Annotated in this window: 10 protein-coding genes and 1 pseudogene; 6 read left to right on the forward strand and 5 right to left on the reverse strand. The window is 51.6% G+C overall.

Features of this window, described 5'->3' with window-relative positions:
- From G565_RS0118800 to G565_RS0118820, 5 genes and pseudogenes are all read right to left on the reverse strand, one after another.
- Positions 1 to 257, reverse strand: a pseudogene (locus tag G565_RS0118800) (IS1380 family transposase); the annotation flags it as partial.
- 86 nt (positions 258 to 343) lie between these two features.
- Complete coding sequence (locus tag G565_RS0118805) at positions 344 to 625, reverse strand: hypothetical protein (protein ID WP_157600154.1); 282 nt, start codon at positions 623 to 625, stop codon at positions 344 to 346.
- Positions 626 to 1,290: 665 nt separating this feature from the next.
- Complete coding sequence (locus tag G565_RS0118810) at positions 1,291 to 2,994, reverse strand: L-lactate permease (protein WP_037340315.1); 1,704 nt, start codon at positions 2,992 to 2,994, stop codon at positions 1,291 to 1,293.
- Between the two features lie 110 nt (positions 2,995 to 3,104).
- On the reverse strand, positions 3,105 to 3,866 hold the full coding sequence (locus G565_RS24940) for a hypothetical protein (RefSeq protein WP_051208263.1): 762 nt from the start codon (positions 3,864 to 3,866) through the stop codon (positions 3,105 to 3,107).
- Positions 3,867 to 3,919: 53 nt separating this feature from the next.
- Positions 3,920 to 5,590 (reverse strand): glutamine--tRNA ligase/YqeY domain fusion protein, encoded by a 1,671-nt coding sequence (locus G565_RS0118820; RefSeq protein ID WP_028672237.1) that lies wholly within the window; start codon positions 5,588 to 5,590, stop codon positions 3,920 to 3,922.
- Between the two features lie 400 nt (positions 5,591 to 5,990).
- On the opposite strand from G565_RS0118820, the gene G565_RS0118825 reads away from it, so the two are divergent.
- The 6 genes from G565_RS0118825 (at position 5,991) to G565_RS0118850 (ending at position 11,901) form a co-directional block, all read left to right on the forward strand.
- Entirely contained in the window at positions 5,991 to 7,958 is a 1,968-nt protein-coding gene (locus G565_RS0118825; RefSeq protein ID WP_028672238.1) for a DNA topoisomerase III, read from the forward strand.
- 559 nt (positions 7,959 to 8,517) lie between these two features.
- A complete protein-coding gene (locus tag G565_RS0118830; RefSeq protein WP_157600156.1) occupies positions 8,518 to 9,267 on the forward strand; it encodes an AbiU2 domain-containing protein in 750 nt (249 codons plus the stop codon).
- 89 nt (positions 9,268 to 9,356) lie between these two features.
- Positions 9,357 to 9,776: a hypothetical protein gene (locus G565_RS0118835; protein WP_157600157.1), complete on the forward strand. Its 420-nt coding sequence runs from the start codon at positions 9,357 to 9,359 to the stop codon at positions 9,774 to 9,776.
- A 90-nt stretch (positions 9,777 to 9,866) separates the two neighbouring features.
- Positions 9,867 to 10,334, forward strand: coding sequence for a hypothetical protein (locus tag G565_RS24945; protein WP_211227224.1), 468 nt, complete (start codon positions 9,867 to 9,869; stop codon positions 10,332 to 10,334).
- Between the two features lie 93 nt (positions 10,335 to 10,427).
- Positions 10,428 to 11,141 (forward strand): dsDNA nuclease domain-containing protein, encoded by a 714-nt coding sequence (locus G565_RS0118845; protein WP_169579680.1) that lies wholly within the window; start codon positions 10,428 to 10,430, stop codon positions 11,139 to 11,141.
- Positions 11,142 to 11,322: 181 nt separating this feature from the next.
- Positions 11,323 to 11,901 carry a hypothetical protein gene (locus G565_RS0118850; RefSeq protein WP_028672242.1) on the forward strand — a complete coding sequence of 193 codons (579 nt, stop codon included), beginning with the start codon at positions 11,323 to 11,325 and terminating at the stop codon, positions 11,899 to 11,901.
- Positions 11,902 to 12,230: the final 329 nt, after the last annotated feature.

Below are 12,230 nucleotides of genomic sequence, written 5' to 3' on the forward strand. Positions count from 1 at the left end.
TCATTAAGCCCCATTGCATCCATAAAGTAATGTTCACTTTCGATCGTATTGATCGCTTCAAAATCATTTTTACCAATACATAGCATCGCTAGATAACTTTTGATCACATCCGAATGTTTTATGCCGTGGCGCAATGGAACCAGTGCGTCAATTTGCTGTGTAAGATAGGTGTGTCGATTTACGGCTTGACCAATCAGTGCTAAGCCACTGTGACTGATGATATCTGCATCGGATTGTACGATTTTGAAACGCTTCATTTACTCACTCAGTAGGTGATCTATTTGAGGGGACTATTTTAGCAAAATTCGGCGCAAATAGAGGGCTATAGGCCGTTTTTTTATTATTAACCTACGGATTCAGGTGTATATATGGTTTCTGCTGTAGTAGAGCTAAAAGCATAACATGGGAGCATCAAAACATTCAGCTTACTAATCTTCTCCTTAAGCAGCTTTCTATCTAGATTTGGATCACTTATTACCATAACTACCGAATTACAATTTCTTAAAGTCTCTTCAATGCTTGCTTGATGAACATCAAAAGCTTCAATACCCGCCAAGCGCAGTGAGTCCTCTATATCTTTGTTATCACAGAGTACGATCGGCACTTCTGAGTTAAAGATTTTCATTAGCTTTTCCAATGGAATCTCCTTATAGATATCGCTGAAAGTCCATAGAAGGAGGGGCGTCCCCCTCCGTATCTGGATTACATACAACAGATCACGAGCTGATCAACTGTAGTTGAATTTATAGTCGAAATTAATTGGCGAATCATCCATAACTATCTCCTTTTCGTTGTGGGTTTTTATTTTGCCACGAATACTCGCGACAAATCCAAAGTAACAAAGTAGATTCACTGATATTGACAAGTCGATCACAAAAACCATGAATGTTATGTAAAGACTCGAATAACATATATTCTTCAGAGCTTGAAAGTTTCGCTTTTAAAGTCATTTAATATAGTAGCCACATAAAGTTAAATCCTTAATTTTTAACGATATTTTCATGATCCACAACAAAGTCCATCTTGAAAAATGGTGTCGATATATTCTAATTTATCTAGAAACGCTAATTTAGTGCATCAAAATGTGGGCGAATCAAGCAGTACTGTGCACTCATCGGCTCAAATTTAACTGATACAGCTCTTGACGTCTGGAGGGCAATTCTTAGGAATTTTTCTTAATCTCAGTTCATGCCATGGCGAGTGAGAGGTCGCACAGTACGAGTTCAAACCGCACGTTGATCTATAGCAAGCCAACTCTCATGGAGGCAAGTGAACCTTATTTTTTTTCACCTAATGCATCGCAGCCATCACCGGATCTCCCACCTCAATCACATACACTGCAATCAGGGTAATCACACCCGCAAACGCCAAATAATATAACGTCGGAATAATGGTCATACGCAATATCGTGCCTTCACGCCCCATTAATCCAACCGTCGCCGAAGCCGCCACAATATTATGAATCGCGATCATATTACCCGCCGCAGCCCCCACCGCCTGAGCAGAGACCATCATCGCGGTTGAAACCCCGAGTAATTGCGCGGTGTTGAATTGAAAATCCGACAGCATCAGATTCGACAGGGTGTTGGAGCCCGCGATAAACGCCCCAAGTGCACCCACGGTGGCGGTGAACATGGGGTACACCACGCCTACAGACTCAGACACCAGTTGCGCCATGGCACGCGGCATCGAGGGCAAGTCGGCGGCATTGACGCCCGAGTTAATGAGAATACGCACCATCGGAATGGTAAACACCAGCACGAAGCCAGCGCTGATCAGCGTTTTGGTACTGGCACCAATCGCCTCGCCCAACTGCCCGGCACTGACCCGATGCAGCAACAAGGTCAACGCGACCACCACGACCATGATGCCCCCCGGCAGATACAAGGGTTGCAGACTGCCACTGATGCCCGCCTCGCCCAGAATATCGCTCCAGCCAAAGGCCAGAAACGTTTCCACGAAATGCTTTGCCACCGGAATGGCCCGGGTTAACACCAGCAGCAGCGCCAGCATGGCATAGGGTGCCCAGGCGCGCAGCAAGGGCATGCGTTGCTCGGCGGGGGTATCGTCCATCGGGATGTGAATGCTGCCGTTCCAGGCGTCGGGCCATGCTTCCCTGTTCGCGAAATCCCACGACTGCTTCGGCAGCAACCAGCCTCGTTTGGCGACTGGTACGACCACCATTAACCCGATCAGCGCGCCCAGCATGGAGGGGAATTCAGGGCCGAGCAAAATGCCCGCTGCCGCATAGGGAATGGTAAACGACACCCCGGCAAACAGTGCAAAGGGGAACATGGCGAAGCCTTCGCGCCATTGTTTATTAACGCCAAAAAAGCGGGTGAGCATCAGGCACATCAGAAACGGCATCAGGGTGCCGATGATGCCGTGGGTGACCGCGATTTCAGAGGTCATCAGCCGGTAGAACTCGCTCCAGCTGCTGCCATTACCCACCAGCAACTCGGTAATGCCTATGCGGTCGAGCCCGCCGGTCACACCGACGACAATGGGTGTACCCACGGCCCCGAACGACACCGGGGTAGACTGCACCATCATGCCCATGACTACGGCGGCCATCGCCGGGAACCCAAGCGCGACCATCAACGGCGCCGCAATGGCAGCCGTGGTGCCAAAACCAGAAGCCCCTTCGAGAAAGCAGCCGAACAACCAGGCGACCAGAATCACCTGCACCCGCCGGTCCGGGCTGATGTCGGAAAACCCGGCACGAATGGCCGAGAGCGCGCCGCTGGCCCGAAGTGTGTTCAGCAACAGCAGCGCGCCAAAGATGATCCACAAAATACCGGCCGTTAATATCAGCCCCTGCAAGACCGAGGCGGTCATCCGCATCAGACTCATCTGCCAGACCCAGCCACCCAGCACCAGGGTGACCAGCAAGACGACCGGCATGGCTTTTTTGGCGGGCCAGTGAAACCCGACCAGCAGAATGCCAGCGAGAACAATCGGCAAAAAAGCCAGGGAGTAGACTAACGACAACATGCAGGGCTCCAGAAAGGGGGATTATAAACTCCCGCAGTCTAGACCACTGATCGAGTTATACCTTGTTCCGGATCAAGAAAGCCATCATTTGCCCGGCACTTCCCGGCGAATCACCAATGCAGCGTTGCGCCGAACAGGGCGTAATGCAGCCAGGCGAACGTATACACGTCGCCGCCTTCACCGCCGCCTTCCAGGGTGCGGTAACCGGCTCTGGCCGTGACCCGGTCGCTCCATCGGTAATTGGCGATAAAAGCCGCATCAATCGCCCGGCCCTGTGGGCTGCCCAGCGCATCGATATCTAACTCCAGCGTCACGGTATCGTTCAGGTGGCGCTGGGCATTGAAATGCAACAAGGGCACGACGCCCAGGTTGGGGTCATCGGCTTCGGTGCTGCCCTGGGTCAGCCGAATGTTGGCATCCCGCACCAGCGCGGTTATGCCAGCCCCAAGCGTCCAGCGTTGATCGTCCCTGAACGTGTAGCGGTAAGTTAGCCGATAGGTGTTGAACTTGTAGTAGCCTTCGATGGGCGTATCGGCCGCGAAGGTTTCGCCCCCGAAACGGGTGGCTTCACTCAAGGTTCCGGTGCCCTCAATGCTGACCGGCGCATACAACGCCCGCACGGTATGTTTTTCAGCAAAGGTTTCTTCCACACTCAACCGCACATAGGGCACCGGGCCTGCACCGGTGAGTTCGAGCAGGTCGAACCGATCACCTTCCGATGAATTGGGGATCTGGGCATCGTTGTAGGAAAAGCCGAGTGGGCCGGTTTCCAGCGTTAGGCTAACCGCGTTAGCCGGGGCAGCTGACAGAGCAAAAAGAGACAAGAAACCAGCTCGGAGGGCGAGCTGTTTGAACGCGAGGGACGGTATCATGGGAGTGCTCCTTGAAGATCACCCCCATGGTACGGCAAGCCGGGTTTACCGGTTCAGACTTTACGCTCCCACACATCCCGCAGGCCGATGGTTTTGTTCAACACCAGCGCATCCGGTGCAGACTCGTACCGGTCGATCACGAAATACCCTTCGCGCTCAAACTGGAACGACTGCTCGGCTTTTGCCTTCACCAGGCTGGGTTCGACGATGCAGCCGGTCAGAACCGTTAACGAGTCCGGGTTCAGGTGCTGCATGAAGTCGTCACCGCCGCGGTCGGGTGTGGCGGTGTTGAACAAGCGGTCGTACAAACGCACGGTAGCCGGCACACCTTCGCTGGCCGATACCCAGTGAATCACGCCGCGCGGGCGAATGCCTTCGGGTGCATCGGCGCCGACGGTGCCTTCAACCACGGTGGCGTGAACTTCGGTGATCTCACCCGCGTCGTTTTTGACCACATCGTTCGCCTGAATGATGTAGGCGTTGCGCAAGCGCACCCACTCACCGCTTACCAGGCGCTTGAACTTCTTGCGCGACAGGCTGCTGTCTTCATTGAAGTCGGACCGGTCGATGTAGATCTCGCGGGTGAACGGCAGTTCGCGCTCGCCCAGGTCTTCCCGGTTCGGGTGGCCCGGTGCGGTGAACACTTCGCGGTGCCCTTCGGGCAAATTGGTGAGCACGACTTTCAACGGGTCCAGCACGGCCATGGCACGCGGGGCGTTGTCGTTCAGGTCTTCCCGAATGGCGAAGTCAAGCATGCCCAGGTCCACCACGCCACCGGCGCGGCTGGTGCCGACCATGTCTGAGAAGTTGCGCAACGAGGCTGGTGTCAGCCCGCGACGACGCATCCCGCTGATGGTCGGCATGCGTGGGTCGTCCCAGCCATCGACCACGCCTTCGTCGACCAAACGCTTGAGTTTGCGCTTGGAGGTAATGGTGTAGTTCACGTTCAACCGGGCAAATTCGTACTGGTGCGGCACCGCTGGCACGGGCAATTTGCTGATGAACCAGTCATACAGCGGCCGGTGGTCTTCAAATTCCAGTGTGCAGATGGAGTGCGTAACGCCTTCCAGCGCATCGGACTGGCCATGGGCGAAGTCGTAGCTTGGGTAGATGCACCATTTGTTGCCAGTCTGGTGATGTTCTTTCTTGCGAATGCGGTACAGAATCGGGTCGCGCATATTCATGTTCGGCGCGGCCATATCAATTTTCGCACGCAGGGCGCAGGAGCCTTCGTCCAGCTCGCCATTGCGCATTTGTTCGAACAGGGCCAGGTTTTCTTCAACGGTACGATCCCGGAACGGGCTGTTCCTACCGGGCTCGGTGAGGGTGCCGCGGTACTCGCGCGCCTGGTCACCGGAGAGATCACACACGTAGGCATCGCCGTTTTTGATGAGATGCACGGCGTAGTCATACAGCGTATCGAAGTAGTTCGAGGTGTATTTTTCAGTCTCATTCCACTCGAACCCCAGCCAGTGAATGTCGGCTTTGATCGAGTCGATGTATTCCTGTTCTTCTTTCTCCGGGTTGGTGTCGTCAAACCGAAGGTTGCAGACACCGCCAAATTGCTGGGCCAGACCAAAGTTCACGCAGATGGATTTCGCATGGCCAATGTGCAGATAGCCATTGGGTTCTGGCGGGAAGCGTGTCACGATTTTATCGTGCTTACCCTTGGCCAGATCATCCTCAATGATGGTGGCGAGAAAGTTGGACGGCTTGTCACTCATGTAAACGAACACTCCCGGGTCGGTCGAGTAAAGTCTGGCCGGGCTGCACGCAGCAACCCAAAGGCGGGCATTATAGCGGGTTCATTGCTGGCGGGTAAGGCGTCTAGTTGTGATCTGGTGCCAGGAATCCGTGCTGGGCACCGGGTAGGCCTTGGTGCCGGGAATCCGTGGCGGCCACCGGGTAAGCCTATCCGAGGTCGGCGTGAACCCATCCATGGGGCCTAGATCGCAGCATCCATGCTGCGAACTTCCCCGGATAGGCTTACCCGGCAGCCACCACTCGGTTGGTTGCAAACTCGGCATTCTAAAAACAAAAAGCTCGCAGCTCATAACTCAACCCCTTGATCCTCAACGCTCAGCAGATTACTGTATATCCATCCATACTTATCGATTAACTACCATGCGCCTCTTCATTGCCGAAAAACCCAGCCTCGCTCGTGCCATTGCCGATGCCCTACCCGGCACGGGCAAGAAAGAAACCGGCTGCATCCGCTTTGCCAATGGCGATGTAGTGAGCTGGTGCATCGGCCACCTGCTGGAGCAGGCCGACCCGGATGCCTACGACCCGGCTTTTAAGCGCTGGAGTCACGATCACCTGCCTATTATTCCCAAGCAATGGCAGTGGGTACCCAGAAAACAGGTGGGCGCTCAGTTAAGTGCCCTGCGCAAACTGGTGAAAGAAGCCGACCAACTCGTACACGCCGGCGACCCGGACCGCGAAGGCCAGTTACTGGTCGATGAAGTGATCGCTTACTTAAAAGTGCCTGCCGCCAAAAAAGCCGGCACCCAGCGCCTATTGATTGCCGACTTGAACCAGGCCGCGGTTGAACGATCCCTCCGCCAGTTAAAACCCAATGCCGATTTTCAGCCGCTGTCGACATCCGCCCTCGCCCGCTCCCGGGCCGACTGGCTGTATGGCATTAACTTGACCCGGGCGATGACATTGCAGGGCAAGGTCGCCGGTTACCAGGGCGTGTTATCGATCGGCCGGGTGCAAACACCAGTGCTGGGCCTGGTGGTCGGCCGCGACGACAGCATCGATGCCTTCGTCAGCAAACCCTACTACGACGTCATCGCCCTGCTGGAGACAGAGCAAGGCGAGCAATTCCATGCCAAATGGGTGCCGAGCGAAGCCTGCGAGCCCTGGCTAGACGACCAGGGCCGGAACCTCTCGCAGCCGCTCGCCCAAAACGTGGTGCAACGCGTCAGCTTCAAACCAGCCAGCGTGACCAAGCTGGAACAGAAACCCATTAACCAGCCTGCCCCACTGCCCCACAGCCTTTCCAGCCTGCAGATGGACGCCAACCGCGCCTTCGGCATGAGCGCCCAGCACGTGCTCGACACCGCCCAGTCCCTGTATGAGACCCACAAGGCCATTACCTACCCGCGTTCCGACAGCCGCCATTTACCGGCAGAGCACTTCGCCGAAGCCGCCGTTGTAACCAGTGCCATTGAAGTCAGCCTGACCAACCTGAACCACAGCGGATTCACCGACACCGTCGGCCGCCTGAACCTGAAGCAGAAAAGCAAAGCCTGGAACGACGCGAAAGTGGGCGCTCACCACGCCATCATCCCGACCCAGCGCAAACTCACCCGCTTGAACGCCGATGAACTGAAAGTCTACAGCCTGGTCTGCCGCAACTACCTCGCCCAGTTCATGCCCGTATGGAAAAAGCTGGATACCAAAGTAGAAGTCACCATAGAAAACGGCCTCTTCCGCGCCAGCCAAACCGACACCCACGACCTGGGCTGGAAAGCCCTGTTTCCCAGCGCCCGCACCAAAGACGACGCAACCACTGAATCAGCAACAGCACCACCCCTGCCACCCCTGAAAGAAGGCCAGCCACTGCAATCCCTGCAGGCCGACTGCCAGGAAAAACACACCACACCCCCAAAACCCTTCACCGAAGCCACCCTACTCGCCGCCATGACCGGCATCAGCCGCTTCGTCAGCGATGCCTCGCTGAAAAGCATTCTGAAGGAAACCGATGGCCTGGGCACAGAGGCGACCCGGGCGGGCATTATTGAACTGTTGTTCAAACGAGGCTTCTTACAGCGCCAGGGGAAGAACATTCATGCGACTCAGGCGGGTAAGACGTTGATACACGCCCTGCCTGAGCGGATTACCCAGCCGGACCTAACGGCCAGGTGGGAGTCGGTATTGGGGGACATTGCGAGCAAGAAAGCCCGGTATGAGGATTTGATGGGGCCGCTTGAAGTGGGCCTGGGTGAGCTGTGTGGGCAATTGCGGACGGTTGTGCCCACAGGACTGGCCGGGCTGGGTAAAATGCCGGGCAAAAGTTTTGGAAGAAAGCGAAAACCAAGGAAGACAGCCAGAAAGACCACAACACCGCGCCCCAATTCGTAGGAAGCCAGCCCCCTGGGTGACAGGAAGCAAAACAAACCACTGCCCCACCCCAAAAAAGCGGACACATACGACACCTCTCCTGCAGAAATACTTGCCAACTTCATCACAGAGTGAGATGGTGACGAAACAACGTTTTTCACCTTGGTGTGCCCTGTAACCGGCCGGGCGGTAGCGAGTCTAAAGCGTACTTATCGGGCTTAGGGTATCTAGTTCGTGCAATTTCAAACATTGGTGGAGGTCTGGTTGATCTCCAAATGTGCACGCCCCAGAAACACTTGAATATTGCGTGAATCAGCACCTCGGCGAATTAACGCCGTCACTAACAATTGCCAAGAGGTTTGAATGTTTGATTGTGCCAGCTATCAGTGCACCCTCAACCAATCTTTTTGTGAATATGATCATATAGAATACAGCGAGTGCGATGTTGATACCGGGAATATCCTGAGATATGTGTCACTGAAGACGCTGATATTAGGGATAGTCGTCTGGGGCGACTGTTTTACCGGTATTAGTATGCCTCGTTTAATGAAGTGAGAAGTAGCTCCAGGCACTGGTCTTAGTGAAATGGTGTGATGTATTTAGCGTCAAACTTGTCGGTAAATACGTCGAAACAGACCAAGCAGATACTGTTAATCCAAGGATCGCAATGACTCGAGATGAGTTTGATAAACGGTTTGAAGAGTACCGAGAGACATTGCGGGGAGAGATTCATCGGTACATCGATAGCGTTGTCGTTTATCGCCAAATACAGGAGCGAAAGAACGATCGGTTGGAGGCGATGAACCTTGCCCCCTCATTTTTCCAAATAGTGGAAGCGGCCCTTTTAACTACGATAATTTTATGGGCTGATAAGTTGTTCGACGAGAAAGGCGACAGAGGTCTTTTCAATTTTTTGACCTTTATAGAGCACCACCGAAAGTGGCTAGCCCCCAAAGAACTACAGCACAGGCGGGAGTATCCAGATGATCACTGGATGTTGCGCGGGAGAGAACAGATTACAGTCGATGTAATCGAACAAGATCGAGAGCAAATAAGATCACTACAGGCTCTCAAAAATGTGCGTATTCGTCGCGATATGTTTCATGGCCATTTTGATAAACGTTATTTTTTTGACAGAGATCGAATGAACGAGGATGCGCCCATCGGCTGGAAAGACCTCGAAATCGCGGGTCATGTCATGGGGAAAATACTGAATCGCTACTCAACGGATTACGATGGCGGCGTCTACTCTTGGGATACCGTGAACATTGATGACTTGCGAAGATTATTGACCGTGGCAGGTCGAGAATTGGCAAGACGGCCGGATTAACCAGCAGCGTCAGTCGGAGCACTTTGTTCCGCTGTGATCCACAAACTGGCCATTACGCAAGGCGTTAAGTGCTTTTCACTTCGGAGAAAATGGTGGATTACCTAAAAATCATAATTCCTCTGTTAGTAGCGACCATAGCTTGGTTCGCGAACGAATGGCGCAAGCGGCGATGGGAGGAATACCAAAGAAAAGAGGATAGATATCAGGAACTTATAAAGTCCCTCCGTGGCTTTCATTTATCCACAGTCTCTGCGGAAGAAAGCAAAGCTCTGAAGAACAAGTTTATTGATCAGCTTAATTTGTGCTGGATGAACTGTCCCGATGAGGTGATCTATAAGGCCTACGGTTTTATCGATTCTGTTCATACAGGCAAAAAGTCTACCGATGAAGAAAAAGAGAAGGCGTTAGCCGAGCTAATTCTGGCAATCCGGAAGGACCTGCTTAGCAACAAGGTGCTTTCCAAGACGGCACTAACACCTGGTGATTTCCGAGTTCTGACGTCAACTTAACGTTCGCGCCTATTACTACGCGGGCGAGTGGAGCTACCACATACCATACGTTAAACTGAAGGATAGCGGTACAATCATAGAGAGAGTGATATGACTGGTTTAAACTACCAAAAACAAGCTCAGGACTTCTATGGAAAAGCACCTGTCATCATCTTGGGTAGTGGTGGCTCCACTGCACACGGCATGTCTGGAATGTGGGCGTTGGCTAACCATCTGGTAAAAAATACTGACATTTCGGGGCTGACTACTGCCGAGATTGAGACATGGAACGAATTCTGCCAGTTGTTAAAGGATAATATTGATTTGGAAGCCGCCTTATATCACGTAACAGCTTCTGAAGAACTGGCTTTAAGAATTGTCAAGTCTACCTGGGCACTGATTAATCCTGAAGATAACGAAATATTTAAAAATAGCCTTGAAGATAATACGATGTTTCCAATGACTCGCCTTCTTCAGCATGTATTCAAAAGCAGCCTTAAAACTGCGAACATTGTCACTACAAACTATAATCGCCTAGCGCCGAGAAGCAATGACACTCATCTACTAAGTACCATATAATGTAAGACTAATTAAAAATTTTTATCAGATATAACATGAATAAACTCTGAAATATGAGCCATTAAAGCAAAAACAAAAAACAAGGAAATGGTGTTGGTTGATCAAAGCGTAAATGCAGGAGTTAGAGCACAACAAGGCTTTGCTTTGCAGAGAAACATGGCTCTTTTCATTATATTGGATAACTACCATAGCAAATTTGATGGAGCGAAGTATTTCCTATCTCTTGAGCATTTGGAAGACATACTATTTTGCTATCTTGATGACCATGGTAAAGCAGTCAAAGTAGAAACCTATCAATCAAAAAAGAAATCCAACGGTAGTTGGAAAATCGGTGTCGAACTTGCTGAGATAATAGTTAAAATACTCAAGGTCGGTAAATCGCTCATTTCAGATAAACATCCCAAATGTCTCAGTTATAGTCATGACCTGTACTTTTCATCAAACACAACCATACAACTCGAAAAGAAAGTAACTACCAGGGTTGGCAGTAAAAAACAAACTAGAACTTATGCTCACACTGTAAACGAGGAAGACTCTGAAGTCATTTATGGTGAGTTAGACCCAGTCATACAAGATGCAATAACAACCAAGCTTGAAAATCATGAATCGTATAATAACGACAAGTTGTTTGAACAGTTAGAGAACTTGAAGTTCTTGTATATAGATTTTAATAAAACAAATAAAGAGCAAGAGAATCAATTAAGAAGTAAAATTGAAGATATTTTTGACCGGAAAGTTAGTGACTCAAAGGCGGCATTAGAATCAATCAATGGGGTCAGAGCCATTGAAATAATTCTGGATCAATGATTCTGAACCCATTGATTGGTCGCTATGATGGGTGTCTTGGGCGAAGTGAGAAAAGAACCTTGGAACGTTGACCAAGGCTGGGTTTCAGCTTACTTTGAGAAGACTTTGCGAGTGAGATAATAGCCTTGGGTAAAGCAGCTCTGGAGGCTACCATATAAATTTTTGATCAAGGAGCGATTTAATGGCACGACGTGGCATCTTAGCAGAGCTCAACAGAGCGATTAAGGCGTCGGCACGTGAAGCGGAGCGTGCTCAGCGTCGCCGCAAGCGTGAAGAGCTGGTAATTCAGCGAACAACTGAACAGCGGAGAAAGCAAGAGGCGCGGCTCCGCCAACAAGCAGCGAAAGCGAGCGCCACGGAACGAAGGAGACTAGAGAAGGAGGCCGAAAAGGAGGAGGCAGCTGCTTACCTTGAAGCAAAACTAGCTGAGGTCAACGACCTCAACGCCGAGCTCCAGGAGGTATATGATGATATCGACGGGCTGCTGGCCGCCACTTTAACTGTGGACGATCACGTTGACTTGGAAACGCTGAAGCAAGAGGTCAAGCATCCACCGTTTGATCGCTCCGACCTTGAGCGACCAATTCCAACGCCGGTAAAGCCCGAGCATCTTGAAAAGCCTGCGCTAATAGAACCCGACACGCCTATGGGTCTACGAAGCCTTTTCGGCAAAAAGGGGCATGCGAAAAGACTTGAATCAATGGGGTCAGAGTCATTGATTAATCTACAACAGTGTATCCTTGAGACAAATGCAGTATAACGCCCGACAAAACGCCTGCTATCCGTTCATCCTCTACATTCACCGGTCTACTATTGAGAATTCCAGTATCGACGATATTGGCATGGTGAATATAGAACTTACCGGACATTCCTACCAATGGCGCTTCTTTGGGTGGCCACACCAAAAGCACAATAAGCAAGCAGATGGGCACGCTCATCAGCAGTAACAGTGAGTATGGAGAATATTTCACACACAGTTCCCTTATGAGAAGAGGTTTAACAGGCTGTTGAAATAGACCGATATTTTTCCATCAATCCGCTCGGGTAAGGCAATTTCAAGGGGATTTCAGCATTTGGGTCGGGTTCAAT

Origin of the sequence: Saccharospirillum impatiens DSM 12546, assembly GCF_000423605.1 — a bacterium.
Taxonomy (GTDB): Bacteria; Pseudomonadota; Gammaproteobacteria; order Pseudomonadales; family Natronospirillaceae; genus Saccharospirillum; species Saccharospirillum impatiens.

Excerpts from the sequence above, each read along its gene's own strand:
- G565_RS0118805 (WP_157600154.1), bottom strand. The coding sequence starts at position 625 with ATGAAAATCTTTAACTCAGAAGTGCCGATCGTACTCTGTGATAACAAA.
- G565_RS0118810 (WP_037340315.1), bottom strand. The coding sequence starts at position 2,994 with ATGTTGTCGTTAGTCTACTCCCTGGCTTTTTTGCCGATTGTTCTCGCT.
- G565_RS24940 (WP_051208263.1), bottom strand. The coding sequence starts at position 3,866 with ATGATACCGTCCCTCGCGTTCAAACAGCTCGCCCTCCGAGCTGGTTTC.
- G565_RS0118820 (WP_028672237.1), bottom strand. The coding sequence starts at position 5,590 with ATGAGTGACAAGCCGTCCAACTTTCTCGCCACCATCATTGAGGATGAT.
- G565_RS0118825 (WP_028672238.1), top strand. The coding sequence starts at position 5,991 with ATGCGCCTCTTCATTGCCGAAAAACCCAGCCTCGCTCGTGCCATTGCC.
- G565_RS0118835 (WP_157600157.1), top strand. The coding sequence starts at position 9,357 with ATGGTGGATTACCTAAAAATCATAATTCCTCTGTTAGTAGCGACCATA.
- G565_RS24945 (WP_211227224.1), top strand. The coding sequence starts at position 9,867 with ATGACTGGTTTAAACTACCAAAAACAAGCTCAGGACTTCTATGGAAAA.
- G565_RS0118850 (WP_028672242.1), top strand. The coding sequence starts at position 11,323 with ATGGCACGACGTGGCATCTTAGCAGAGCTCAACAGAGCGATTAAGGCG.